22 protein-coding genes, 1 other RNA gene and 1 CRISPR repeat array (1 of these 24 running past the window's edge) are annotated in these 25,719 nt (G+C 39.0%); of the genes, 14 read left to right on the top strand and 9 right to left on the bottom strand.

Translation table 11 applies throughout. From position 1 onward, the window contains the following. Positions 1 to 1,984: direct repeats of the CRISPR family, unit length 28 nt; unit sequence GTTCACTGCCATGTAGGCAGCTTAGAAA; it reaches 1,229 nt to the left of the window's first position. A gap of 153 nt (positions 1,985 to 2,137) precedes the next feature. From B9T24_RS01955 to B9T24_RS01935, 5 genes are all read right to left on the bottom strand, one after another. Then, entirely contained in the window at positions 2,138 to 2,260 is a 123-nt protein-coding gene (locus B9T24_RS01955) for a hypothetical protein (protein WP_086164258.1), read from the bottom strand. Positions 2,261 to 2,463: 203 nt separating this feature from the next. After that, on the bottom strand, positions 2,464 to 3,891 hold the full coding sequence (locus B9T24_RS01950) for a PLP-dependent aminotransferase family protein (RefSeq protein ID WP_086164257.1): 1,428 nt from the start codon (positions 3,889 to 3,891) through the stop codon (positions 2,464 to 2,466). A gap of 143 nt (positions 3,892 to 4,034) precedes the next feature. Next, positions 4,035 to 4,151 (bottom strand): DUF2474 domain-containing protein, encoded by a 117-nt coding sequence (locus B9T24_RS17010; protein ID WP_413772550.1) that lies wholly within the window; start codon positions 4,149 to 4,151, stop codon positions 4,035 to 4,037. Between the two features lie 30 nt (positions 4,152 to 4,181). After that, positions 4,182 to 5,186 (bottom strand): cytochrome d ubiquinol oxidase subunit II, encoded by a 1,005-nt coding sequence (gene cydB, locus B9T24_RS01940; RefSeq protein ID WP_086164255.1) that lies wholly within the window; start codon positions 5,184 to 5,186, stop codon positions 4,182 to 4,184. Further along, a complete protein-coding gene (locus tag B9T24_RS01935) occupies positions 5,179 to 6,639 on the bottom strand; it encodes a cytochrome ubiquinol oxidase subunit I (RefSeq protein ID WP_086164254.1) in 1,461 nt (486 codons plus the stop codon). Before B9T24_RS01935 ends, cydB begins: the two co-directional genes overlap by 8 nt. Positions 6,640 to 7,032: 393 nt before the next feature. Here B9T24_RS01935 and B9T24_RS01930 point away from each other — a divergent pair, with 393 nt between their 5' ends. The 9 genes from B9T24_RS01930 to B9T24_RS01895 all read left to right on the top strand — a co-directional run bounded on the left by B9T24_RS01930 (position 7,033) and on the right by B9T24_RS01895 (position 18,089). After that, positions 7,033 to 7,848, top strand: a complete 816-nt coding sequence (locus B9T24_RS01930; RefSeq protein WP_086164253.1) for a hypothetical protein — start codon at positions 7,033 to 7,035, stop codon at positions 7,846 to 7,848. Between the two features lie 235 nt (positions 7,849 to 8,083). Continuing rightward, positions 8,084 to 8,431: a CidA/LrgA family protein gene (locus B9T24_RS01925; protein WP_416224341.1), complete on the top strand. Its 348-nt coding sequence runs from the start codon at positions 8,084 to 8,086 to the stop codon at positions 8,429 to 8,431. Then, positions 8,431 to 9,123, top strand: coding sequence for an LrgB family protein (locus tag B9T24_RS01920; RefSeq protein WP_416224340.1), 693 nt, complete (start codon positions 8,431 to 8,433; stop codon positions 9,121 to 9,123). Before B9T24_RS01925 ends, B9T24_RS01920 begins: the two co-directional genes overlap by 1 nt. 585 nt (positions 9,124 to 9,708) lie before the next feature. Next, positions 9,709 to 10,251, top strand: a complete 543-nt coding sequence (locus B9T24_RS01915) for a YbhB/YbcL family Raf kinase inhibitor-like protein (RefSeq protein ID WP_086164250.1) — start codon at positions 9,709 to 9,711, stop codon at positions 10,249 to 10,251. Positions 10,252 to 10,347: 96 nt separating this feature from the next. Continuing rightward, complete coding sequence (locus B9T24_RS01910) at positions 10,348 to 14,688, top strand: AMP-binding protein (protein ID WP_086164249.1); 4,341 nt, start codon at positions 10,348 to 10,350, stop codon at positions 14,686 to 14,688. 349 nt (positions 14,689 to 15,037) lie between these two features. After that, positions 15,038 to 15,163: a hypothetical protein gene (locus B9T24_RS17285; RefSeq protein ID WP_265733456.1), complete on the top strand. Its 126-nt coding sequence runs from the start codon at positions 15,038 to 15,040 to the stop codon at positions 15,161 to 15,163. Between the two features lie 560 nt (positions 15,164 to 15,723). Beyond that, the gene (locus B9T24_RS01905; protein ID WP_086164248.1) at positions 15,724 to 16,530 is read left to right on the top strand and encodes a helix-turn-helix transcriptional regulator; all 807 of its coding nucleotides are present in this window, start codon (positions 15,724 to 15,726) and stop codon (positions 16,528 to 16,530) included. Positions 16,531 to 16,623: 93 nt separating this feature from the next. Beyond that, on the top strand, positions 16,624 to 17,286 hold the full coding sequence (gene elbB, locus B9T24_RS01900) for an isoprenoid biosynthesis glyoxalase ElbB (RefSeq protein WP_086164247.1): 663 nt from the start codon (positions 16,624 to 16,626) through the stop codon (positions 17,284 to 17,286). 71 nt (positions 17,287 to 17,357) lie between these two features. Further along, positions 17,358 to 18,089, top strand: coding sequence for a 4'-phosphopantetheinyl transferase family protein (locus B9T24_RS01895; RefSeq protein ID WP_086164246.1), 732 nt, complete (start codon positions 17,358 to 17,360; stop codon positions 18,087 to 18,089). A 486-nt stretch (positions 18,090 to 18,575) separates the two neighbouring features. Here B9T24_RS01895 and ssrS read toward each other — a convergent pair. The 3 genes from ssrS to B9T24_RS01880 all read right to left on the bottom strand — a co-directional run bounded on the left by ssrS (position 18,576) and on the right by B9T24_RS01880 (position 19,698). Further along, a non-coding RNA gene (gene ssrS / locus B9T24_RS01890) (6S RNA) lies at positions 18,576 to 18,759 on the bottom strand. A 100-nt stretch (positions 18,760 to 18,859) separates the two neighbouring features. Then, complete coding sequence (locus B9T24_RS01885; protein ID WP_004651386.1) at positions 18,860 to 19,144, bottom strand: cell division protein ZapA; 285 nt, start codon at positions 19,142 to 19,144, stop codon at positions 18,860 to 18,862. A 2-nt stretch (positions 19,145 to 19,146) separates the two neighbouring features. Beyond that, complete coding sequence (locus B9T24_RS01880) at positions 19,147 to 19,698, bottom strand: hypothetical protein (RefSeq protein ID WP_086164245.1); 552 nt, start codon at positions 19,696 to 19,698, stop codon at positions 19,147 to 19,149. Positions 19,699 to 19,762: 64 nt separating this feature from the next. Here B9T24_RS01880 and B9T24_RS01875 point away from each other — a divergent pair, with 64 nt between their 5' ends. Then, entirely contained in the window at positions 19,763 to 20,395 is a 633-nt protein-coding gene (locus B9T24_RS01875) for a UPF0149 family protein (protein WP_086164244.1), read from the top strand. A gap of 79 nt (positions 20,396 to 20,474) precedes the next feature. Then, positions 20,475 to 21,794: a Xaa-Pro aminopeptidase gene (gene pepP / locus B9T24_RS01870; RefSeq protein WP_171264834.1), complete on the top strand. Its 1,320-nt coding sequence runs from the start codon at positions 20,475 to 20,477 to the stop codon at positions 21,792 to 21,794. A 175-nt stretch (positions 21,795 to 21,969) separates the two neighbouring features. On the opposite strand, the gene B9T24_RS01865 is transcribed toward pepP, so the two are convergent. Further along, a complete protein-coding gene (locus B9T24_RS01865; RefSeq protein WP_086164242.1) occupies positions 21,970 to 22,350 on the bottom strand; it encodes a hypothetical protein in 381 nt (126 codons plus the stop codon). 413 nt (positions 22,351 to 22,763) lie between these two features. On the opposite strand from B9T24_RS01865, the gene ubiH reads away from it, so the two are divergent. The 3 genes from ubiH to B9T24_RS01850 all read left to right on the top strand — a co-directional run bounded on the left by ubiH (position 22,764) and on the right by B9T24_RS01850 (position 25,639). Beyond that, the gene (ubiH, locus tag B9T24_RS01860) at positions 22,764 to 23,972 is read left to right on the top strand and encodes a 2-octaprenyl-6-methoxyphenyl hydroxylase (protein ID WP_086164241.1); all 1,209 of its coding nucleotides are present in this window, start codon (positions 22,764 to 22,766) and stop codon (positions 23,970 to 23,972) included. Continuing rightward, positions 23,969 to 25,210: an FAD-dependent monooxygenase gene (locus B9T24_RS01855; RefSeq protein WP_086164240.1), complete on the top strand. Its 1,242-nt coding sequence runs from the start codon at positions 23,969 to 23,971 to the stop codon at positions 25,208 to 25,210. The genes ubiH and B9T24_RS01855 overlap by 4 nt, the downstream gene beginning before the upstream one ends. 177 nt (positions 25,211 to 25,387) lie before the next feature. Further along, the gene (locus B9T24_RS01850; protein WP_086164239.1) at positions 25,388 to 25,639 is read left to right on the top strand and encodes a hypothetical protein; all 252 of its coding nucleotides are present in this window, start codon (positions 25,388 to 25,390) and stop codon (positions 25,637 to 25,639) included. The last annotated feature ends 80 nt before the right edge of the window (positions 25,640 to 25,719 follow it).

Below are 25,719 nucleotides of genomic sequence, written 5' to 3'. Positions count from 1 at the left end.
ATCGGGGGTAACGTACCAAGGACGTGCCCAGATGTTCACTGCCATGTAGGCAGCTTAGAAACTGTAAAAAATGTATTTAAGGGTATGAGTGCTAGTTCACTGCCATGTAGGCAGCTTAGAAAACTTTAAGACCTTCTTCGGTGCTCGGATCTTCGTTCACTGCCATGTAGGCAGCTTAGAAAAATTTAATTGACGCTGCCCCTTAAAGGCGAAGGTTCACTGCCATGTAGGCAGCTTAGAAAAGCCCAAACACTTAGTGGAATAAAACTAAAAAGTTCACTGCCATGTAGGCAGCTTAGAAATTACAATCTCAGCAGAAATATCACCTTGTTTGGTTCACTGCCATGTAGGCAGCTTAGAAATTTTCAAAATTTGGTGCCTGAATATCATCAATGTTCACTGCCATGTAGGCAGCTTAGAAAGTAACAGTTCAGACTGCAGTAAAAGCCATGATGTTCACTGCCATGTAGGCAGCTTAGAAATTAATTTTAATGACCTGATGTTGTTCTAACTGGTTCACTGCCATGTAGGCAGCTTAGAAAATCATATTAATACGCCATGCAACACCACCCACGTTCACTGCCATGTAGGCAGCTTAGAAATTATACAGAAACAGTCAATTGAAGAAATGAGTGTTCACTGCCATGTAGGCAGCTTAGAAAACTATAACGGCGATAATCGTTTTGATGGGGCTGTTCACTGCCATGTAGGCAGCTTAGAAATTCTCGAAATTCCCAAGGTGAAATTACTTACGGTTCACTGCCATGTAGGCAGCTTAGAAAATAAACATTATGGCCTTGCAACAATTTAAGCGGTTCACTGCCATGTAGGCAGCTTAGAAAAAGCATCGTTGACGTTCAGATTTGGTTTTGTTGTTCACTGCCATGTAGGCAGCTTAGAAAGCTTGAGTCTAAAACAATACTAGCTGGAACACGTTCACTGCCATGTAGGCAGCTTAGAAAGTAAGTTGACACACTTTGACCGTAAACCTCACGGTTCACTGCCATGTAGGCAGCTTAGAAAAACGGCATCAGCATTCGAATATTCTTTTGCAAGTTCACTGCCATGTAGGCAGCTTAGAAATATCCAAAATGGAGCAACACAATGTCAGAAACGTTCACTGCCATGTAGGCAGCTTAGAAATATTCGAACGGGAAAAACTTTATTTGCTATTAGTTCACTGCCATGTAGGCAGCTTAGAAAAAGGAGACGAAAAACCCTTAAGAGTTACACGAGTTCACTGCCATGTAGGCAGCTTAGAAATTAGAAGTATATTTACAAAGATAGCCAACAGGGTTCACTGCCATGTAGGCAGCTTAGAAAGTCGTGTGATCAATGCGGATCGAATGGAGCTTGTTCACTGCCATGTAGGCAGCTTAGAAATAAAAAGATCGGCTAAAGGAATTTAAAAAATGGTTCACTGCCATGTAGGCAGCTTAGAAACTCTGATTACAAGCTCCGATTAACTTCTAAGAGTTCACTGCCATGTAGGCAGCTTAGAAAAATTGAGGCTCAACAATATTCGAGTAAGGTGTGTTCACTGCCATGTAGGCAGCTTAGAAATGCAATACTCCCCGAGTTTGGGTCGGTTAAGTGTTCACTGCCATGTAGGCAGCTTAGAAATATAAAAATAAAGGCCAGACAAAGCGTTTTATGTTCACTGCCATGTAGGCAGCTTAGAAAATTCCGACAGTACCCATTTTTGTACGATTAGCAGTTCACTGCCATGTAGGCAGCTTAGAAATAGAATGTCAGGTGTTATTAAAATGGCTAATGGTTCACTGCCATGTAGGCAGCTTAGAAATACCAACTAACACCTATGAAGGTGTGACCAAAGTTCACTGCCATGTAGGCAGCTTAGAAAAAGGGCAGCACCTGCTAGACCACCGCGAAACAGTTCACTGCCATGTAGGCAGCTTAGAAAGACCGCAAACTTTATAGTGGATGCCAGCAAAGGTTCACTGCCATGTAGGCAGCTTAGCAATTCATCAAAGCTCATGTTAGAACTTAAAGCTATCAGGAGCATTTGGAATAAGATGAATGAGTTTTACTCTAAATAGGAACAGGTCGATTCAATAATTAAAAAATTAGATTTAATAAAGCCAGTGCATGACATCTGTGCGGAGTTTCTCACTTACTATATATTTTTTTGTAAAATATATTCCCAAATGAGATAACCTAAACCGAATCCAATGAATGCATAAAGTGTGATGATGAAGAATACAAAACTCGCTTTATTTTTCTTTTTTAATGAATTCATATTGATGCCCACTGCTTAGCCTTTAAGATAACATCATTATGTCGAGTTTAGCTTTAAAGGTGTAGATACAAAAAATGATTAAAAAAATATAACAGATTTATGTGTTTTTATTCATCTGTTATAGTTATGTGCATATAAATCCAACAATAGAAATTATAAAATACTGACTTTTATGAATCAATTGAGGCTTTAAAACAGATAAATTATGATCGTACAGGAGGGTTATTTATAGCATATTGAATACATTCAACCACCTGTGACAAAGCAAATTTAATCCGATCATTAAAGTCAAAAGAACAATTAATACGTAAGAAATTATTTTGTTTGGCAAAGTTAGCATTAAATAAGACGCTAGGTGCAATGCTAATATTTCGAGCTAATAGTAGCTGATAAATATAGACACTCTCTATATATTCAGGTAATTCAATCCATAAGAAATAACCCGAAGGGTAATAGGCAATTTTACATACAGGTGGTAAATGTTCTGTTAGATAAGCATAAAACTGTTTTTTATTGCGCTCCAAGGATGAACGTAGGGTTTTAAGGTGCTTTTCATAATGACGGTGTGATAAATATTCAACCAATGCATTTTGAATAAATGAATTGACCGATAGTGTACTCATTAACTGAATATGTTGAATGTGTTCAGAGTATTTTCCTGCATAGACCCAGCCCACACGAAAGCCTGCGCCTAATGTTTTAGAGAATGAAGAACAATGTAGCACTAGATTTTGCTGATCAAAGTATTTCATTGAGAGTGGTTTTTTATGGTCATAATACAGTTCTTCATAGACATCATCTTCAATCAAATGAATTTCATACTGATGTAATAACTTCGCCAATTGAAATTTAATGTCATCACTCACGGTAAACCCAATCGGGTTGTGGCAGTTCAGCATCAGTAGGCACACCTTGATGGGGTATTTTTGAATTGCTTGTTCAAAGGCATTCAGATCAATCCCATGTTCAGGATGTTCAGGAATGGTAATCACTTTTAAGCCCAAGCGTTCTGCCGCTTGCCATGCGCCATAAAAAATCGTCTGTTGCAATAAAATATAATCACCTGCCTGTGTCATGGCTTGTAACGACAAGTTCAAAGCATCCAATCCACCCGATGTAATCACAATGTCTGACGGGTCAGTCTGAATCCCTTGCATACAGTAGCGTTGAGCGATCAGTTTTCGTAAGGCAAAATTACCAGGTGGCAAGCTGGGTGTTTGTTCATAGCTGAGTCTATGGCGGGCGAGTTGTCCTAAAGTCTGGATTAATTTGGCTGAATAGAGCAATTGACTATTCGGAAAAGCAGTGCCAAAAGGAATAATCGTATCGGGTTGAATGGATTTTAAATATTGAAATACAGTCGAGTTAATTTCAATTTTAGCATTGAGTGTGACATTCTGATTTTGTTCCTCATTTGAAGGTTCTTGTGCAACCACAAAATAACCCGACTTTTCTTTTGAATAAATCAGTCCTTGCGCTTCGAGTTCTTGATACGCATTCATGACTGTAATCAAGCTAAAACCAGATAGTTCTGCTTGATGGCGCAAGGAGGGCAATTTTTCATTGGCTTTCCAAGTGCCATTTTCAATCAATAATTTTAGGCTATTGGCAAGTTTCTCAGATTTATACATAACAATTCAGGTCATCATAATGTAGATAAAATATGGATAGATCACTCTATCCATATGTTTTTATCATAGTTGCTTGGCTACTGTAACAAGTCAATTCAGTCCAATCTGGAAAACCATGAATGTCGATAGATTGCATTAAAATGCTATGACGGATAAGCAAAATATAACAGAACTCGGAACAGTCCAGCAATCAATGCCAACCCTAGAAATCCAACTAACCATAGGACAATAAACCATTGGTTTGAGTTCATTTTAGACATCAGTTTATTCATTAAAAATGCCTCCAAAAATTAATGATAACCCTCATCGCCAATACGAACTTTGTCACGAAATACCCAATAAGACAGGAAGGTATAGGTCATAATGATCGGGATCAAAATGACTGCACCAACCAAGGTAAATTTCAGACTTGATTCTGGTGATGCTGCTTGCCAGATGGTCACAGATGGCGGAATAATATTTGGCCATAAACTGATAATAAAGCCAGTAAAGGCAAGAAATACCAATGCCAACGTATAGATAAATGGTTTAACATCTTGCTGTTTCTTGCAAGCGGAGATAATCAGCCAGACAAAAAGGAGCACTAAAATGGGTACAGGGCTGAAATAGAAAAGATTGGGTAAAGAGAACCAACGCTGTGCAATTTCAGGATGGGTAAATGGAGTGTATAAGCTGACACCCGCAAAGATAATCAACAAGGCAATGATTAACTTTGGCATAAGTTGATACATGGTGTGCTGTAAGTTTGCTTCCGTTTTAAGAATTAACCAGCCACAACCCAGTGCTGCATACATGGCAACCACACCTATGCCAGAGAAAATAGAGAATGGTGTCAACCAATCCCATGCACCACCGCTGTAAATTCCATGACTGGTTTCAATACCTTGAATATAAGCGCCAAGAATCACACCTTGAAAGAAACTGGATAGAATCGAACCCCAAATAAAGGCTTGATCCCACAAGTATTTGGTACGGGTTGCTTTAAAACGAAACTCAAATGCAACGCCACGGAAAATTAATGCCACCACCATAAAGGTAATTGGCAGATAGAATGCGGAAAGAACAGTGGCATAAGCCAATGGAAATGCAGCATATAAACTTGCCCCACCTAGCACCATCCATGTTTCATTACCGTCCCAAACAGGGGCAACGGTATTCATCATTACATCACGTTCCTGATGATTCTGAATGAATGGGAATAAAATCCCAATCCCAAGGTCAAAACCATCCATAACGACATAAATAAGGACACCTAAACCGATAATACCGACCCAGATTAAAGCCAGATCAATCATGATGTTTCTCCTTATTTTGATCGGTCGTTGATGTTTCATCATCAAGCATTTCATCCACAGCACTCAGTGGGCGTAATGGAGTTTTAAAATGACCCAGACCTGCTGTTTTTTCAGGTTGCAAACTGTCTAAGAAAGCAGGACCTGTTTTAATCAGTTTGAGCATGTAGTAAATGCCACTACCAAATACAACGGTATATACCAACACAAAAATAAGCAGACTGAGGCCAACTTGATCCGCTGTGACAGAGTGCGATAAGCCATCCCGAGTACGAAGCACACCATAAACCACCCACGGTTGACGACCAACTTCAGTGGTGACCCAACCTGCTAATAAGGCAACATACCCCGTAGGCCCCATGATGATGGCAAATTTATGGAACCATGAGCTTTCATACAATGAACCTTGCTTACGTAACCAGAGTGCAGTCAAAGAGAGCAGTACCATCAACATACCCAGACTGACCATGACACGAAAGCTCCAAAATACAATTGGTACATTTGGGCGATCTTCAGCTGCAAAATCTTTTAAGCCTGTGACTTGACCCTCCATCGAGTGGGTGAGAATCAGACTCCCCAAATGAGGAATGCCGAACTCGATTGCATTGCGTTCATTTTCCATATCTGGAATTGCAAACAGCAACAGAGGCATTGCATGATCACGGTTGGTTTCCCAGTGTCCCTCAATTGCTGCCAGTTTTGCAGGTTGATGTTTCAGAGTGTTTAAGCCGTGGTGATCACCAATAACGACTTGTAAACATGAGGTGATTAGAACCATCCATAAACCCATAGAGAATGATTTTTTAACCAAATCATCACGCCGTCCTTTACATAAATGCCATCCTGCTGTACCGACCACCAGTAAAGATGACACGAGGAATGCTGCGGTCGCCATATGGGCAAAACGGTAGGGGAAGGAGGGATTAAAGACAATAGCCCACCAGTCGGTGGGTATAATAATGCCATTTTCAATGGCAAAGCCTTGTGGGGTCTGCATCCAACTGTTCGAGGATAAAATCCAGAACATGGAAATACAGGTGCCAATTGCCACCATGAGCGTTGCAAAAAAATGTGCTTTAGGACTGACTCGTCCCCAGCCAAACAGCATAATGCCGAGAAAACCAGCTTCAAGAAAGAAAGCACTTAGCACTTCATAGGTCAGTAAAGGCCCCGTAATACTGCCTGCAATGCGTGAAAATTCGCTCCAGTTAGTACCGAACTGATAACTCATGACAACGCCTGATACCACGCCCATACCAAAGGCTACAGCAAATATTTTAATCCAGTACTTAAATAAATCTTTATAGATTGGGTCTTGAGTACGCAACCATTTCCATTCCAGTACCGCAAGGAAACATGCCAGACCAATAGAGGTTGCAGGGAAAATAATGTGAAAAGAAACAGTAAAAGCAAATTGTATGCGTGCTAATTCTAGAGCAGTGAGTCCGAGGCTCATATCACTCTCCACATTGTGAGCAGATCATTGTGTTGTACATGACGGATAGAACAACGGTCAGTTGATAAAACAGCACAAAAAGTAAAAGATCGTTTCATTTAAACCACCGATCAAGAGGAATTACTTTATCTTGCATGACAATTTAAATGATGAGTAGGTACAGAAATTTGCTTAAAAAAATATAACAGTTTGAATCGTGATTTTTAGAACTGTTATATTTTTTTCCAATGCTTTTGTAGCTATACATTTGAGCAGCATCACGACAAAATCTATTTTAGTCTCATGAGTGGCTATTTTTTAATGCATCAAGTTGGGGTTGGACATGACGGATTGGCATTGAATGAGCAGGCGAAATACTCATGAAATATAGCTTCGAAGCGGAATGGTGATGCAATGTTTGTTACAGAGAAATTGAATACACTCTCAGAACTCATAGAAACAAGGAGTTTTTCTGAGCAATTAAAGAATATATTGCAACAGCAATATGTCAATTTAGAAGCAACATTATTACGTGCCAAAGTTTTACGTGAATTTTCAAAGCTTAAAGTTCATTATATTATTCAATCTGAAATTCAAGCAGAGCAGGCAGGTTTAGCTTTTCTTTTTGCACCTTTTATTTTAGCGAACCTGAATAAAACAGTGATTTATAATACACCTGCAACGGAGCCTGTTCTTAATATTTTGAATACTTATTATCAGGCAGAAAAAAAGCAGAATTTGAAAATAGATGAAGTTTTGACTACTTTAAATATTTATTTAGATTTAAGTCTGACTGAATTAGAGGAGAGTGATTTTTTATATTTATCCATCATTAAAGCCCTGTGTAGATCTGATGTTTCAAGCATTTTTATCATTACAAATTTGAAAATTAATTCTGAAAAACGAGATGAATTAGAAAAATTTTTTAAAGTGAGTATCCGCCTGATTAGTACACAGCATCAGGAAAAAATTATCGATAGTGGTGAGTTAAATATACGTAAATTATTATTTAAAAACAAAGATGCAGACTATATTAAACTTTGTGAAAAATTTTCAGAAATTAATGCTGAGCTGCTTCAGTATTGTGATAGTTATAATACGCAGCAAAGCATTCACTTAATTGAAGATATGTTCTATGCCGAGCATATTTATGAGAAATTATCTGTTTATGCTGAATATATGCAAACCTGTCTACAACATCAAAGTTCTGTATTTAGTCCTCGTCTTTAACTGTGTTAATACAGGAAATGGCTTGAGGTATTCTTAATGGAGTTATTCTTAATTTTAGCCAAATTTTTATCTGCAATTGAAGTTAAATACATATTTCAATATGCAGTTAAAAGAAAAATCTGTGTTTCAAATTTAAAAACATATCTCCATTGGGCCTTTTAAACAGCAAACTTGTACAAGTTGAGTACATCATTAAATTATGTTGAGTTCATTCCGTTTAAAACAGCTGCGAGTTATGTTATTACAGATTCTTCTGATCCTGATGGTTTGGGGCTTTGCTTATAGCATTCAAAAATTTTTACATTTGCCAATTGCATCAGGCGTATTGGGTTTCTTCATTTTATTATTTTTGCTTGAAATGCAATGGATTCAGCTAGAGCAAATAGAACATGGTGCTAACCTATTGTTAACTGAATTACTTTTATTTTTTATTCCGCCTGTGGTTGGGGTTATTCAATATCAGCAATTACTCATGAATAGCGGATGGAAAATCGTCATCGTAATTTTTATCAGTACTTTTCTAGTGATGGCAAGTTCAATGCTGAGTGTCAGGATGTTATTAAAACAGGATGAGATTAAATAATGTCAATTTGGGGAGTATTTTTCTTTATATGGACGCTCGTGTGTTATTTCTTTGCCAAGAAATTATTTATACACACAAGAAAGATTTATTTTTCTCCGATTATAGTCGTTCCTATCTTTAGTATTATAAGCATTATTATTTTTCAGCGCACTTTTCAGGATTATTACACCTATACCCAATACTTGGTGGCAATGCTCGGGCCAATTACTGTGGCATTTGCAATTCCTGTATTTAGATATAGAACGATGATCCGTAAATATTTTAGAGTTTTAATCATCACCTCCAGTATTTCGATGTTGATTGGTATTTTAAGCAGCTGGTGTTTGGCAAATTTATTCAATATTGAGCAAATCGTAAAAAATAGTTTATTGGCACGTTCGATTTCTATCCCATTTGCCTTGATCTTGACTGAAAAAATTGATGGCTCTATTAGTCTTATTCCACTTTTTACTGTGATTACAGGATTAGTGGGGATGTTATTTGGAGACCTATTTTTGATGTGGATGAGATATCAGCATCGGATTGCTTATGGTGCTGCATTTGGTAATGCTGCACATGCGATGGGGATTGCTCGGGCACAACAGCGTCATTCAGAGGAAGGGGTTGTGGCAAGTTTATCGATGATTATTTCTGGCATGATTATGGTTCTCTTTGCACCACCTGTAATTGCATTGATTAAAATGCTGTCATAGCCTGAATTTTATTTAAGCCAACTGTTTGAGTGATGAATCATTGTTTAAGCAGAATGTGGGTTATTTAATATAAAATCTCGTTATGGGATTTCCGTTAGTACACTTTTCTCTTCTGTTAAGACTTTACTTGAAAGAATAGCTTTGTATCGAAATACAGGTGATTTTTACTCTTAATACTTTATTTCATCACGATATTCAAATAGAGCAATAGGAGGAATTGTCCTGAGCTGCAATATACACACTCGCAAGACTGTAAAATCAACATTAGGTGTATTGGGGCTTGAAGTATCCTGAAGATTGTAGCAGTGAGTTTGAGTCATAGTCAGTTAAAAAGACTCAACCTAGGTCGTTGAAAAAAATTAATAATAAAATCATATCACTATGCGCACACGGCATGAGTTGTTGTGACATTGAAAAATATATGGCAGGTATGTGTGGACTGGATATATCAGATGGAGCAGTGGCTAAATTGTTTGTATTTGATCAGTATATGATTTGTTTAGGCGAAAATATGGCGCGTTAGAGAGAATTTGAGCGAAGCAAAAACATTAAGATCACCGTGTTTTTTCATAAACGGAGATCTCAATGTATAAGTCTATTTTAAAACTCATGCTACCTGTTATCGGGTTGACCGCTGGATTCGCACATGCTGATGAATTCAAATTAAAAAGTACCGATATCGCGCATGGCGTATTCATGAAAAATACGTTCGAATTCCAAGGTTTTGGTTGTTCGGGCGAAAATAAATCGCCTCAGTTGTCATGGAGTGGTGCTCCAGCTGGGACGCAGGCTTATGCAATCATGGCTTATGATCCAGATGCACCGACGGGCAGTGGCTGGTGGCACTGGCAAGTGGTGAATATCCCTGCTGAAGTGACGTCAATCCCATCTGGTAATGGCAAGCTCGATTATAAAGATGTGATTGATGTGAGCAATGATTATGGTCAAAAAGGATTTGGGGGAGCGTGTCCGCCCCATGGTCATGGCGCACATCGCTACCAATTCACAGTGTATGCACTTTCAAAGAAACTGGAATTACCTGCTGATGCATCTGGGGCATTAACAGGTTATATGGTCAAAGCCCATTCGTTGGCATCAAGTACGATCGAAGCTCTATATAAAAGATAAAGCATTTCAATAGCTTCGTGAGCTATTGAAAATGTAGCTCAGGAGGCTGTTGAATCTTATTCGCAATACATGTTTCTTAAACGAAGGAAAAATAACATGTCTGCTCAAGAAAACCAAACACCGAAAATGCAGCGAAAAATCTTAGCCCTTCATGGAAATGGTAGTAATAAAATAATTACCAGACTACAACTTCAGAATTTAGAACTTAATGACCAAAATTATGATATCACTTATCTTAATGGCACCATCCAAGTTAAGTACCCAGATATTCATTTATCTGAATTGACAGGACTGGTTGAAGGACCTTGGTATTCATGGCTACCGCCTAAATCTGATTGGGAAAATTTAGATAATCAAGCATTATTGCAGAGTCTTTGTCGTGCGATAGAAAGTGTTTTGTTGGCGATTGAAATACATGGACCTTTTGATGCAATTTATGGCTTTAGTCAAGGAGGATACATTGCTAGCTTGGTAAATAATTTACCAAATGATCCTGCATTACTTGATGCAGTTCAAAGCTACATGGGTAGGGAAACTCAGTTCAATATAAATTCTAATCTTCCTTTTAAAACGTCTATTTACGCCTGTGCAGGTGCTGCCATACCACTCTTGGATATGAGAAAGCTTGTAGGTTTACCAGATCGTACCGAGGAATGTAGTCAAAACCAAGCCATACATTTAATTGGACAACATGATGCTCTGAAACCGTGGTCTGAATCATTGCTACTACATGATAAAAATCCGAATAGCCAAATTTTTTATTTAGATAGTGATCATGAAATTAGCAGTACGATACCCAAACCGATTAAGGGTGAAATAAAACGTTATATCAATGACATTTCATCAGTAAGCCCGATAAAGGAAAGCACTGAGCAAACATCTTGCAAATTGAGTTCTAGAACGATTGATACAGAGGTGCAAGTCGCTCATGTTTCGATTCATTCTGAAGGGCAAGCCACGACAATTATAGAGTTATTGGAAAGACAAGCTCAATCATCTGCTTTGTTTAGGCTTGCCAGAGAGCAAAATAATAAAATATGTACCACTTATGGAGATCTACTTTCATTTATTCGTTCAGGGGGAGAAGGTGATCTCAGACGAGCAGGGGTTAAAAGTGGGCAGATCGTTGCATATATGGCGCCTTCTGGCGGTAGTGCAGAAGGCGCTGTCGCTTTTCTTACCGTTGCAGCTCAGGCATGTGCCGTTCCGCTTTCTACCACAATGACACAGGCTGAAGCCTTATCCGCATTAAAGCAACTTCAAGTAGAGCATGTTATTTTATTTGAAGCTGTGAATGCCAAAAATGTAATTGCAGCTTGTGAAGAATATTGCCAAAGTAACAATAAATCATTACATCATGTCAGCCAACTTTCATCCCAACATCCAGGTTTATTTAAATTTAAAAACTCCTTAGATGGGTATGAAAATCAGCCAGAATTAATCACTCATGCATATGATGACTGCCTTCTACTCAGAACTTCTGGCACGACGTCTATGCCAAAGGTTGTGCCACTCAAACAAAAAGATTTGGTTATAAACAGCACGATTTTAGCGGATAGTATCGGAATTAATGAATTCGATGTGACCTATAGTGTGATGCCTTTGGATCATATTGGTGGCATATCTGCTTCGATTTTGGCAAGTTTATCTGTTGGTGCAGCCATCACATGCGAGGGTTTATATAACCCTCAGCTTATGGCTGAGGCATTGCTGCAATCCAATCCGAAACCGACGTGGTATTCAGCTGTACCCACCATTCAGCTCGCAACTTTACGTTATCTTCAGGAAAATCGAGAGCAGTATTTAGATCATGATGGCGTGTGGTCTGAACACAACTTGCGATTGATTCGTTCTGGTGCATCTGCGCTCAAAGAAGAAGATCGATTGGCACTTATCAAGACCTATGATTGCCCAGTTTTACCGACTTATAGTATGTCGGAGCTAATGCCTATCTCGCAGCCTGCTCAGACAGAAATGAGTTGGGACGTTAAGGCGAGTTCTGTTGGCGTGCCATTAATTGCATCATTGGCAATCGTTGATCCAGTCACCCTTAAACCTCAACCTTTTGGTGTTGCTGGTGAAATTGCGATTTCAGGTGATACCGTTTTTTCTGGTTATAAAGAGAATCCTGAAGCCAATCATAAATCTCGATTCTTAATGCCACTGCCTCAATCTGGTGAGATCCGCACTTGGTTTTTAACTGGGGACTTGGGGCAGATGGATGCTTTTGGTCATTTAAGCTTAGAAGGTCGACTGAAGGAGTTAATCAAAAGGGGTGGAGAGCAGATTGCACCTGCTGAAATAGAAGACAATTTAACCAGCCATTCTAGTATTGATATTGCGATATGTTTCCCTGTGCCCTCTGAAACTTATGGCGAAGAGGTAGGGTGTGCAATCGTCTCATCTGACCCAGCATTTAGTTTAGATAATCAAAGCAAGTGGGTAAATGAATTACGCTCCTTCTTACTCAAACGCGGAGTCTCAGCACATAAAATCCCTTCGGTTTGGCGCATCGTTGATAAAAATGATTTACCAATGACGAACAGCAAAAAATATAAGCGAAATATCATGGCAGAATCGCTAGGTATAACCGCTCAGCCTTCCCCTAATCAACAAAATACAGTGACAACTTCAGAACGCAAAGAGAAAAAAGTAGCCACTAAAACTACCAGTGAACTTGCTTTAAATATGAATCGCTTAGATAAGCCAAAAGTAGATTGGGATACGATTGCGGGATTTAGATTTATTTTGGCGTGTTATGTCATGTTTATGCACATTGGTGCTAATAATTCATGGGAAGCATTTAATAATCTACGTCAGTTTCAATGGCACGTGAATAGCTTCTTTATCTTAGCCGGCTTTTCTCTCGCTATTCTCATGCCTGCAATGATTCAACATAAATTTGCTTTTATAAAAGCAAGAGTAGCGGTGATGTATCCTCTGTATGCATTAGCGATTATTTTTGCGATGGGGAATTTATTTGTCAGTTGTCACCCATCAACATTTATACCTAGTTTCAGTTGGGGCCCTTTAGTTCATGAAGGTACGGCATCGTATTGTCAGGGGACGCCATGGATCGAAGGTTCTTGGCTAGGCAATGTCATTTTATCATTTGGAATTCATGCAACAGGTTTACAAGCAACACCATTGTGGGGGGCGAGCTGGTTTATTGGTTTTTACCTGTGGTTTATTTCGATGTATTTCCAATGCCTTGTTATATTTCCGATGATTTACAATGCATTGTATAAGCAACGAGGTAATGTTAAGAAAATTCTCATGTATATAGGGATTGGATTAATCACGAATATCGTGATCCTCATGGGATTCTGGTACGGATTTGCGGCAGATTTTGTGGGATATGGTTTATTTGATCCGACCACGGGATTACGTTCAATACCTACAGCGGCTCAGGTTGCATTGGCGGGTAAAGAAAATGCGATGGGCTTAGGTTTCTATTTGTTTGCACCTTTTTGGATGGTGTATTTCTTGGTCGGTATGTGTGCTGCTTTCTTGTACGATGCCATCAGACCGACTGAGCAAAAACGTTCGCATATTTGGGGGTATGTTGCTGATGCAATTACACTCATTATTATTTGCATCGGTATTGCTCATGTTGCCCAAGGCTATACACACTTTGGTCCTGAAGTGACTCAAGTTCCTGTAGATGCTTATTTTATGAGACCTGAAGCTGCAAATAGTTATGCTGATGCCTCTATAACCAATCGTATTTGGGATGAAATCTATAGCCGTTCATTTGCTCCACTGACTTTACTTTGGATTTTTGCACTCAGTACAGGTAAGGGGTTTACTGCCAGAGTTTTAAGAATGAGTCCACTCTCGAAATTCCTTGCACCAACCGCTTATGCCTGCTTCCTATTCCATCAAATGGTTGGACAATGGTACTACGCAGCGACACGTGGCGGTGAATGGTGGAACTGGTGGGATAATCGTAAAAGTTTCTATTGGTTCAGTCCTGAACCAGTTCCAGTCGAATGGTATGAATACTTCTATGTGGTTGGTTTAGTTGTTATTTTTGCCAAGTTGGTTCAGCCAGTGGATACCTTGTTCCGTAATTTGGTCGCAATGATCACTAAGCGAATCAAATTGATGGGCAGCAGCGCAGAGTATGGCAGACCTGTTCTGGATACCGCAGAAGTTGTGTTAGAAACCGCTGCAAAAATCTCTGGGCTTGAGGTGAATAGAGAACTTAGCCTGAATGACAATGGACTTGCATCACTTGGAGTTGTTCGATTTGTAAACGCTATTGAGTCTGAATTTTCCTTACCTGGACAAAAAGTATCATTTTCGATGGCAGAAATTATGGCTGCGCAAGACCTCAATGAAGTCATTGCAATTGTTGAAAAGGCGATTTTGCAGCCTGAAACATTAGAAACAAACATGATATTAGATGACCACTACCAGCATCGAGGTATATAAAAATTTAGGCGAGAAAAGTGATTTTTTCGCCTAAGCTTTATGCAACGGAAATATATGAAAACTTTAACGATAGTTTCACTTTTGGTCTTGCCTGTTTCTGCTTTTGCCAATTAACCATGTGAGCTAGATAAAAATTTAACCTCCAGATAGCTATTCAACAGTCTAATTTGATGTAGAAAAGCTATCCTGAGAGGCTTCATAGACGAAGACTGATAGTAATGTATATCGGGTAGGTGGTTCAGTCTTGTTCACTTGCAGCACAATTATATTCAAGTATACCTATCACACAGCGATTGATTTCATCGGTGATTATTTTATTGATAAAGATAAAATTGTGAGGGGGCGCTCTATGATCGACGAGGATTATGGCATGCTTGAAGTGTGGCTAAGATGCTTGCAGCGTAAACAGGATGATCCTTTTTCACACTCGTGGGAACGACATTTGCAGCAAATAGTTTCGGTTTCTCCAGCATAACAAGAGGTTTTACAGGGAACAGTGTTTTTTATTATTCCCATAAAATGAATAGCTTAAAATTTAATCTTGGTTATACTGGTGCAAATTCCGATGGTGATTGCACCTAGGTCTAGAATACAGTGATGAAAATGATGTGTTGGGAATCCATATGTTGATTTAGGGGATAAATCAACTGCCGTAGATGGGAGCAACAATAAAGATGCAATCAGATTGTATTACCTAAACAGATCATTAGTTGGCAGCTTACTTCTTTATATGAACACATTAATACACTGCGTTCTGGTAAAGATGGCTTCTAAATATTTCAATTTAGAAGCCTAGCAGCAATTTTGTTCGGGTTGTAGCTGCATTTAGACACATGCCCAATACAGAATTTAAATTCATAAATGGTTTACGCTATTCTGGATATGGTTGTCATCAGAAAAATTTGGCTTTAGCTTTCAGCTATTTCTTAGGTTTTTAAAAGTCTTAGATTTATCTATGCAGTATTAATTTAATATTAGGGGTAGAGTTTCAGGATATAACTATCAATAAATAGCTGATATCCCGAACGCTTAATTATGGATAATATTATTGTAGTCGCTAAAGAAGCGGTTAAAAATCAGTCGTGTTTTCCTTTTTCAGTTTATTCTTCTCATAAAGAGCAGATGATTACTAATGTTCCTATTATCAAGCCATTACTTATTTTTATACTCAGTGGCACTAAACAATTGGGTAAATTTGGATCGGTAGAATGTCTGTCAGGTAGCTTTGTATTTTTATCGAACAGTCCTCGAATTGATATGCGAAATATCCCGATTCAAGAGGAGTATTTTGCGGTACTGATTGATTTCGAAAATGAAGATTTTTCTGAACTCCCTAAAAATTCTGCACCGTATAAGAAATACTTTCAGGGTGAGATAAACCCCGTGCTTGCTAGCGCACTTTGCCAATTGATAGAGTTTTCATCAATCGCACCATCTCAAGTGATGAGGCTAAGAAAAAGAGAGATACTCGAGATTATCTATCATTCTGGTTACAAGGATGTTTGCAATATCGTTGAGCCTCCAAGCTTAAGTGAGAAGGTTCAGTCTATGATCTCAAATGATATTTCTTGTGATTGGTCCGTGGATTTGATTGCTTCTAACCTGTTTATGAGTGCTTCAACATTAAGACGCAAGCTTAAAAGTGAAGGCAATAATATCCAAGATATTCGCAATCGAGCCCGATTAGGTCATGGGCTTCATTTATTACAAACCACGCAATTTCATATTGGCAATATTGCAGAGCAGTGTGGTTATCAATCTCAATCTAGATTTACCGAACAATTCAAGATTCTTTTTGGTATGACGCCACGAGAAATTCGTAAAACAAAAATGCTCGATTAGGGATAATTTATGACGTATTCGGATGTATTGTGACTCGACAGATACACTTATGATTTGTTTGCAACACATCGTAAAGCAAATTAAGGAATGAATATGAAAAAAGTCGCGGTTATTTTATCAGGCTGTGGTTATTTAGATGGAGCGGAAATTCGAGAGTCTGTTTTAGCGCTATTGGCATTGGATATAGAAGGTATTGAATACAGTATCTTTGCACCAGATATGCAGCAATATCATGTAGTGAATCATATCACTGGTGAGCCTGATCCATCTGCAAGCAGAAATGTACTACAAGAGGCGGGCAGAATTGCTCGGGGCGAGATTAGCCCGATTACGGAACTTAAAGCAGAACAATTTGATGGACTTGTTATTCCTGGCGGTTTTGGCGTTGCAAAGAATCTATCAACATTTGCCTTTAAAGGTGCTGAGGGTGAAGTAGATCCCGTGGTCGTTGCTGTTCTAACAGCTTTTAAAACAAGTCATAAACCAATCGGCGCAATATGTATTTCTCCAGCATTATTGGCGCTAACATTTGGTGATCTTCAGCCTACACTGACCATTGGTAGCCATGCTGGAACTGCCGCAGAAATCAAAAAAACGGGTGCTGTGCATCAGGTCTGTGAAAGCAATGATTGTGTTATAGACACGACCAATCGCTTGGTTACAACACCAGCCTACATGGATGATCATGCCAATTTAAAGGATATTTTCCAAGGGATTACTAAGTTGGTGAAAGGCATGGTCGCCCTTAGCAAATAAGGTTTTGTTCTTTTATAGGGGCAGGGTATCACTGTCCTTATTGGCTCCGCTTAATCGCTAGAGATGGCACAGTGCTGAATCGTTTTGTGAATTGCTATATTCGTCTTCCACTTCCTAATAGGTTTATAGAAACACAAAAACTGTTATATGAACCCTGTGCTGACCTATATTTGGCATACTGTAAATTTAATCGACAATATTTTGATGTGAATTTGTTTGATGAACTCTCAATTGTGCTTCCAAATCAGTTGCTGTCATATCCAAGCATTAGGCAAAGTGAATTTTTGGCGGGGCGTTATACGGCCAAAGTAGCACTGTCTGCAATGCACCAAAGGGTTTGCTTGGAGCAAGTAAATATTGGTAAGTATAAAGAACCAATATTCCCCCAAAATTTGATTGGCACACTCACGCATAGCAACAGTATAGCAATGTGTGCGGTTACTCCTTCAAGATTGGTTAGTTTTGTGGGAATAGACATAGAACCGATCATGACAAAAACAGATCTTTCGGGGATTGAGGGCAAAATTTATTCGTCAAGAGAACTTTATTTATTGACTGCAAAAGGAATAAGTAAAGAAATAGCGGCTACATTGATCTTTTCTGCAAAGGAAAGCATGTTCAAGGCTTTTTCTAACCAAATTCATCATGGTATTGATTTTCATCGTTTTGAACTATCTGAACTTATCTATTTGGGGCATTCACTCACAATGAAATTTGACGTGAGAGAGGTTAATTTTGAGGCTCAGATTATGGTTTCAGCAAAAATATATAAACAGCACGTTTTAACGCTTGTAGCTCAGTAACAGTAATCAATTGATAACTCAAAAATAATTTAAAGCCAATTTATCTTCTGTTTGAATACACCGCAGGATTTTTCTATGCAATTAAACTCAGAAGGGCAGTTGTGGAGCACATCTGCCGTATTGCGCTGATTAAACTTAACTGCTTTTTCTATTGCTGTCTGCATTATGCAAGGGTAAAGAGACATAAGCGTTTTAAGGCTTATGCAGGGTTGAGTTATTGTTCTGCCAGATAGAAAATATTATGGTTTCAAAGCGCATATCATGATGAATACATCGATCATAGGCTTCGATAGTTGAGGTATTGAACTGCTGGTGAAACTATATTTTTTAACCGATATAGAATATTTTAAGGAAAATAATCAATATTTAGCCATTATGAATAGCTGTTAAAAGTATTTTTTACTGGAGAGTTTTTAGTTAAAACCACATTTCTAAATAATTTTAGTATATTTATTTTATATAAATTATTGTTTTTAGAGTAAATAAAACACTCCGATGATGCCGCTGCATGTCATTACCCTTGAACCCTAAAGTTCAAGGTGGACGCGACGCATACTTGCTGGGTTTCCTACTCGAAGGCAGGCATACACTCTAAATATACAGAACACATCCAATGGTGTAGATATCGGCTCAGGGGAACTTGACCCGCTGGCGAACACCTCAGAGATGTAGTAAGTATAACGAATAATGCCGCATTGGCAAATCTTCAGTGTGCAGTAACTGTAAACTTACATTTCAAATGCCGATACTTTGTTCAGTTTGATTAAAAACTAAACTAAATCATCCACATCTTCTAAAATGGTTGCCAATAAACGCTCGCAATGTGAATATTCTTGCAGAGACTTATTCATCGCAAGGACTTCTTGCATCAACTCTAGCGCCACCATAATGATCAATTTACTTGGCTCAAGACGTGGGGCTTTACGACGAAAATCATCATATTTTTCATTTAATAATTCAGCGGCGCGCTCTAAATCACCTTTTTCACTTTCAGTCGTCGCTAAACGAAAAGTATGTCCCAATACACGTAACTCAACAGCAATTTGTTCAGTCATGATTAAATGTCCTCATTTGCTTCTGTTGGGTGAGCAAGTTGTTGAATTTCTTGCGCGTGATGATCCTGAGCTGTGCCTAAAATAGACAAGCGCTGAATAATGGCTTCGACTTTTGCTTTGGCATGTTCATTTTTTTGTAACAATCTTTCACGTTCTTGCTGAAAACCCTGAATTTCCTGTTGAGCAAGACGCTGTTCATTTTGCATTTTTTCTTTGATGACGCGTAATTCATTACGTTCAGCAAGAATTTCCTGAAAACGATTCTTAAGATCGGTACAACTTTTTTCCAAACGACTATAACGATCAGCCAGTGAGGTCGCATCCGTATTCAATTGCTTGAATTGAGACTGCGCATCACTTAATTGCTCGCTAAGATTGTCTATTTCTTCTTGTTTCTGGGTAATGATGCCGTTCTTTTGCACAATTTGGGCATGATGATGATCGGCAGAATTTTCTTTTGCCGCGTTGAGTGCATTATTTTCACTTTCATAATGCGTAAGTCGCGTTTTTAAAACGCCAATATGCGCCTGTAGACGCTGTAATTCTTCTAACATATCGTAGTCGCACAGTATTGCAAACAAAGGTAATATATACGAAGTATAGAGATTGGATAAACGAATGCAAGACGATATTTCAGGTTGGTCGGAATGGCACCACAATTTTTCAAAAATTGAAGAGGTTTCAAGCCCAAGTGAGTTACACGGATTACTTACAGGTATTGTTTGTGTTACTCAAGCACCTAAAAGTGAAGAATGGCAACAAATTTTAGCAACGCTTGAAATTCCAGCATTGGATGATCATGTTCTAGATTTGTTAACAGGTGAGGCAGAAGATATTGCGCATGCATTATCGGATGATGAACTAGATTATTTACCACTGCTTCCAGACGATGAGCATGTCCTTGCTGACCGTGTACAAGCATTGGCAGATTGGTGTGCAGGCGTAGTACTGGGCTTTGGTTTGGCTTCAGGTCATATTCGTCAAGATGAAATGGAACTGATCGAACATCTGCAAGATGTGGCAGCAGTTGAATTTGAAGAATCGGATAATGATGAAGAAGGTGAGGAAAGTTATCAGGAACTTTATGAATTTGTGCGTTTAATTCCTGTTAGTCTGTCTTTGGGACGCAAAAAAGTGGAAATTGCAGAAACACCATTGCTGAAAAATATTCAGCCGCAATTGAAACAAAGTACAACTGCACCAGAAACCAACAATATTGTAGAAATGTTTACACCGCATCGTCCAAGCTAATTTAGACGATTTTGCTGTAGCAACAAACGATATAAAAATTATCAACTCCACTCATAAAAGATAAAAGTACCTCTCAATGATGAAACTGACTCAAGCAGATTTTCAGGAACGTCGCGACCGCCTAGCAGAAGAAATGGGTCCGCACAGTATTGCGATTATTGCCACCAGTCCGGTTGCTATGCGTAACCGTGATGCAGATTATAAATTTCGTGCGGACAGTAGCTTTTTCTACCTGACGGGATTTGCTGAACCTGAAGCAGTGGCAGTCATTGAGACCTTTGAGTCTATAGATGAAGGTTATACCTATAGCTTGTTCTGCCGCGAACGTGACCGTGAAATGGAAATTTGGCACGGTTACCGAGCGGGAGTTGATGGTGCGGTGGAGGATTATGATGCCGATGAAGCTTATGCTATTGATCTGCTGGATGAGGAAATTATTGAGAAATTGCTGAATAAGCAAAAATTATTTTATCGCATGGGGCAACAAGCCGATTTTGATGCACGTGTAGCCAAATGGATTGCTGAAGCCAATGGTGAATCGCGTAAAGGCACCTCTGCACCTGCACAGGTGATTCAACTCGATCGTATTTTAGATGAAATGCGTTTGCATAAATCGGCACAAGAAATTGAATTGATGCAAATCGCATCGACTATTTCAGCTCAAGCACATACCCGTGCTATGCAAACGGTTAAGCCGGGCATGATGGAATATGCGCTTGAAGCCGAACTAAATTATATTTTTGGTCAAAATGGTTGTGTGCCTTCGTATAACAGTATTGTGGGCGGTGGTGCAAATGGCTGTATTTTACATTATGTTGAAAATGACAAAGTACTGAAAGATGGTGATTTAGTCTTGATTGATGCGGCTTGTGAATATCAACTGTATGCCTCGGACATTACCCGTACTTTTCCAGTTAACAGCAAATTTAGCCCTGAACAAAAAGCGTTATATCAAGTTGTTTTAAAAGCGCAGCTTGCAGCCATTGATGCTGTGCGTATCGGTAATTCGTATAAAGAACCGCATCGTATTGCAGTACGTATTTTGGTGCAGGGTTTACTTGATTTGGGTCTGATGCAAGGCGATATTGACGAAATCATCCTTACAGAGTCTTTCCACCAATTCTATATGCATGGTACAGGTCATTGGTTGGGTATGGACGTGCATGATGTCGGTTCATATAAAATTGAAGGTGAGTGGCGTGCTTATGAAGAAGGCATGACGGTAACTGTTGAACCGGGACTTTATATTGCACCAGATGATGAAACGGTTGATGCGAAATGGCGTGGTATAGGCATTCGGATTGAAGATGATGTGGTTGTGACCAAAAATGGACCACGTGTTTTAACTGCTGCGGTCGTAAAAACGGTTGAAGAAATTGAAGCATTGATGGCTCAATAATTCAAATGAACGTCAAAAGCCGATCTGAAGTAAAAGATCGGCTTTTGACGTTTTGGAGAATGATGTTATTCCCAAGTAAAAATGCCCTATACCGACATTTTTACTTGGGGTTTACACTAAAAAAGCGAGGATCTACAGTCTTCGCTTCGTGTAACAACCATTATATTAAATAGACTTAATGATTGGTTTCAAAATCAACACTAATTCTATCAACTCTCCATTTCACAATAGTTTGATCTAAATAAGAAAAATCGATTTTTAAAATACTATCCTCAAAAATTAAATCGTTAGTTTTAATTTTTCCATTATCTAAAAATCCTATGATTTCATACTGTAAGCTATCATCTATTTGCCGAATTTGAGGAGAAGAAGTTATCTGTTCAACTACATATTCATCAAAAACAATTGCTTCTAAATCGACAATATAATTTTTTTTAAAATCTATAGGAAATGGAATTGAGGAACTGAATACTAGCAAGGTGCGATTGTGAATCTTAATATTTAAAAGAAATTCAAAATCATCATTATATTCTGTGATTTGAACTGTATATTTCATTTTTATTCTCTAAATCTATTAGCTGAAAATTTAAGTGTTTCTAAAATTAATATAATACATCTTATACGAAATTATTATTTTATTTTGATATAAATCATTAATTTAATTTTTTCATTAAAGCCCAATCTCAACCGATTGGGCTTTTTAAATGATTTTTCAAGTTGCATAATTAACAACCAATCATTGTTCCGCGATTTTAATTTGTTGAATTAAGCAACTATCTGAGCAATATCAGCGAGAAGTCTATAGCGTTATTACTTCAATCACCACCATGACATAGCTTTACGGTGAAAGTACGTAAAAACATCCACTTTATTATAAAAATTAAGATCTTTGATGTAATATAAAATCCATTAAAAGTTATAGGTATTTGAAGATTGTGACTTCGGATACATCATAAAAAGGATATACGCATGCAGCAAGAAGTGATCATTGTCGGCGGTGGTATGGTCGGGCTAAGTCTGGCGTTAATGTTGGCCAAAGCAAACATTGCGGTCAAGCTGTTAGAGGCGATTCAGTACCCGAATTATGATGATGCCAATCTTGCGCCATATCATTCCAGTTTTGATGCGCGAAATAGTGCATTGTCGCGTCGTAGTGTACAAATATATCAAGAACTCGGTTTATGGCATGCGTTGCAAGCGCATGCAACCCCAATTCTTGAGGTGCATATTACTGAACAAGGCAGTTTTGGTAAGGCACGCTTAAAAGCAGAACAAGAAAAAGTCGAAAGTTTTGGTCAGGTGATTGAAAATGCTTGGCTGGGGCGTGTACTTCTTACAGAAGTTCGCAAACAGCCGCTGATTGAATTGATTGATGGCGTGCAAGTTACTTCACTGACGCAAGACACCGATCAAGCATTGATTGAGGCAATACGTGGTGAAGAACATTTGTCATTACAGGCAAAATTGGTGATCGCTGCTGATGGTCGTGATTCATTTTGCCGTAAAGCCCTCGGTATTGGCGCAAGCGAACATGATTACGACCAAGTTGCAATTGTCACCACAGTACAAACGTCGAAACCGCATAACCATGTTGGCTTTGAACGCTTTAGCCATTTAGGACCTTTGGCATTATTACCTTTACCGGGTGAATATCGTCGCTCTGTGGTTTGGCCTGTGAAAAAAGGTACAGAAGGCGAATGGTTGGGCGATGAAAATGACCAACATTTCCTTGATGCTTTACAAGAAACCTATGGCGACCGTGCAGGTAAATTCCAAAAAACAGGTAAACGCTTTAGCTTCCCATTGTCACAAGTGCTGGCAGAAAAACAAGCGGTCGGTCGCGTGGTACTGATGGGAAATGCAGCACATACCATTCATCCCGTTGCAGGGCAGGGTTTTAACCTCTGTATGCGCGATGCTTATGTTTTGGTACGTTATCTGACAGAACAACTCGAACAATCAGATGATATTGGTCAGCCAAGTATGTTGCTTGCTTATGAGCAAGCGCGTTTAACCGATCAACAACGTGTGATTAAGTTCTGCGATTCTGTGGTACGTGGCTTTAGTAATCAAAATCCGATACTCAAATTTATCCGAAATACTGGTTTGGTGGCTTTTGATACCATTCCGGGCATTAAACCGCTTGTTGCTAATTACGCGATGGGGCTAAAAGCATGAGTGATGTTTTAGATGTGCTAGACGTGGTTATTATTGGTGGTGGTTTAGTCGGTGGTTTAACGGCCTTGTTGCTTGCTCAAGGTGGCATACAAGCAACGGTTTTAGATGCGGCTCCCATTCTAGATGAAGCCAAAACATTAGCTGTTGCCAATCCGCGTGTATTGGCATTAAGCCAAGCGACCATTCATTTGCTAAAAACAGTACATGTGTGGGATAAACTTGCGCGTCACATGCCCTATAGCGGTATGCAAGTGTGGAATAAAAATGGTTATGGTGAAATCAATTTTGGACAGCCTAGCCAAAACATGCCCAGTGCTGAACAGACTTTGGGTTCTATGGTGGAACCGAGTGTTTTGAATTTAGCTATTCAGCAAAAAATGCTGGAACAGGTTAAAGATTATCGTACGCAAGTGAAAGTCACTCGTGTGGAACAAGGTGTTGGGGTTTGGCATATTCACCTTGCCGATGGTTCACAGCTAAAAACCAAATTGGTAATCGGTGCTGATGGTGCAAATTCATTTGTACGAGAGCAAGCTTTTATCGATATTGATGTCTTGGATTATAAGCAAGCGGGTTTGACCTGTGCAATTCGAACGGTACAGCCACATTTGCATGTCGCGCGTCAAATTTTCCTTGAAACGGGGCCGTTGGCCTTTTTACCGATGGCGAGTTTAAAGCCTGAACAAGAAGGCCATTGGCAATCCATCGTTTGGACATTACCAGACGATTATGCAGAAGAATATGCAGCTCTGGATGATGCAGATTTTTGTGCACTTCTCACCCGTGAAAGTCATCATATGTTGGGTCAAGTTCTAGAGGCAACGCCACGCGCACAATTTCCGCTGAAAGCGCGTGCAGCACAGCAGTATGTCAAAGCAGGCTTAGCGTTAATTGGTGATGCTGCACATGTGATTCATCCTTTAGCAGGGCAAGGGGTGAATATTGGTTGCTTGGATGCCGCTATTTTATGCGATGTGTTGCTGCATGATCAAAAGCGTGGTGTATGGGCACACGAGCAAACGCTACAGCGCTATGAGCACCGCCGTAAAGGACAAAATGATGCCATGATGCACAGTATGTCTGCACTGGGTTGGTTGGAAACGACACAGCTTTTTCCAGTGGTATGGGCGCGAAATTTTGGCTTAAAACAAGTAGAACAGCATGCAATTTTAAAAGATGCCTTTTTGTCTCAAGCCAATGGATTGCAGGTTTTAAAACAGACCATGTATGCCGTTTAATTTTGAAAATGCTGCTTTTTGTACAAATATTCATATAAGTTTACTTTTTTGATTAAAAAAGATACGAATTTTTAATATTTGACTCTATGCGAAATGCTCAGAGATTGCTAAATTTCTTCCTAATTCGCATCCAATTTAAATTGGATCAACAGAAGTCATTTGTGGGGAGAAATAAAGATGACGGATATGAATGACTACGACGACGTAGAAGAAACAGCAGTAGATGATGATGAAGCCAAAGCGGCTGAAAAAGGTGCATCTGATAGCAGTGAAAACAGTGCAACTGATGGTGATATGGCAGAAGCTGAAACATTGACTGTGACAGCAAAATTGAAGCAACGTCAGGCATTGGAAGATGAAGTTGCAGCCTTTCTGGCACGTGGTGGACGCATTACGGAAGTTCCTGCGGACGAATCTGCAAAAGATTAATCCTCCCTTTGCTCTATTTTATCAGAGCGATAAAAAAGCATCACTTCGGTGATGCTTTTTTAGTTTTGATGGACTAATTC

Origin of the sequence: Acinetobacter sp. ANC 4654 (assembly GCF_002135425.1) — a bacterium.
GTDB lineage: Bacteria > Pseudomonadota > Gammaproteobacteria > Pseudomonadales > Moraxellaceae > Acinetobacter > Acinetobacter kyonggiensis.
Note: the sequence above shows the minus strand (reverse complement) of the source record. Positions and strands in the feature narration are given on the sequence as shown.

Excerpts from the sequence above, each read along its gene's own strand:
- B9T24_RS01850 (WP_086164239.1), top strand. The coding sequence starts at position 25,388 with ATGACGGATATGAATGACTACGACGACGTAGAAGAAACAGCAGTAGAT.
- B9T24_RS17285 (WP_265733456.1), top strand. The coding sequence starts at position 15,038 with ATGATCGACGAGGATTATGGCATGCTTGAAGTGTGGCTAAGATGCTTG.
- ubiH (WP_086164241.1), top strand. The coding sequence starts at position 22,764 with ATGCAGCAAGAAGTGATCATTGTCGGCGGTGGTATGGTCGGGCTAAGT.
- B9T24_RS01885 (WP_004651386.1), bottom strand. The coding sequence starts at position 19,144 with ATGACTGAACAAATTGCTGTTGAGTTACGTGTATTGGGACATACTTTT.
- B9T24_RS01875 (WP_086164244.1), top strand. The coding sequence starts at position 19,763 with ATGCAAGACGATATTTCAGGTTGGTCGGAATGGCACCACAATTTTTCA.
- B9T24_RS01950 (WP_086164257.1), bottom strand. The coding sequence starts at position 3,891 with ATGTATAAATCTGAGAAACTTGCCAATAGCCTAAAATTATTGATTGAA.
- B9T24_RS01935 (WP_086164254.1), bottom strand. The coding sequence starts at position 6,639 with ATGAGCCTCGGACTCACTGCTCTAGAATTAGCACGCATACAATTTGCT.
- B9T24_RS01855 (WP_086164240.1), top strand. The coding sequence starts at position 23,969 with ATGAGTGATGTTTTAGATGTGCTAGACGTGGTTATTATTGGTGGTGGT.
- elbB (WP_086164247.1), top strand. The coding sequence starts at position 16,624 with ATGAAAAAAGTCGCGGTTATTTTATCAGGCTGTGGTTATTTAGATGGA.
- B9T24_RS01865 (WP_086164242.1), bottom strand. The coding sequence starts at position 22,350 with ATGAAATATACAGTTCAAATCACAGAATATAATGATGATTTTGAATTT.
- B9T24_RS01910 (WP_086164249.1), top strand. The coding sequence starts at position 10,348 with ATGTCTGCTCAAGAAAACCAAACACCGAAAATGCAGCGAAAAATCTTA.
- B9T24_RS01955 (WP_086164258.1), bottom strand. The coding sequence starts at position 2,260 with ATGAATTCATTAAAAAAGAAAAATAAAGCGAGTTTTGTATTCTTCATC.
- pepP (WP_171264834.1), top strand. The coding sequence starts at position 20,475 with ATGAAACTGACTCAAGCAGATTTTCAGGAACGTCGCGACCGCCTAGCA.
- B9T24_RS01915 (WP_086164250.1), top strand. The coding sequence starts at position 9,709 with ATGTATAAGTCTATTTTAAAACTCATGCTACCTGTTATCGGGTTGACC.
- B9T24_RS01920 (WP_416224340.1), top strand. The coding sequence starts at position 8,431 with ATGTCAATTTGGGGAGTATTTTTCTTTATATGGACGCTCGTGTGTTAT.
- B9T24_RS17010 (WP_413772550.1), bottom strand. The coding sequence starts at position 4,151 with ATGTCTAAAATGAACTCAAACCAATGGTTTATTGTCCTATGGTTAGTT.
- B9T24_RS01925 (WP_416224341.1), top strand. The coding sequence starts at position 8,084 with ATGTTATTACAGATTCTTCTGATCCTGATGGTTTGGGGCTTTGCTTAT.
- B9T24_RS01930 (WP_086164253.1), top strand. The coding sequence starts at position 7,033 with ATGTTTGTTACAGAGAAATTGAATACACTCTCAGAACTCATAGAAACA.
- B9T24_RS01880 (WP_086164245.1), bottom strand. The coding sequence starts at position 19,698 with ATGTTAGAAGAATTACAGCGTCTACAGGCGCATATTGGCGTTTTAAAA.
- cydB (WP_086164255.1), bottom strand. The coding sequence starts at position 5,186 with ATGATTGATCTGGCTTTAATCTGGGTCGGTATTATCGGTTTAGGTGTC.
- B9T24_RS01905 (WP_086164248.1), top strand. The coding sequence starts at position 15,724 with ATGGATAATATTATTGTAGTCGCTAAAGAAGCGGTTAAAAATCAGTCG.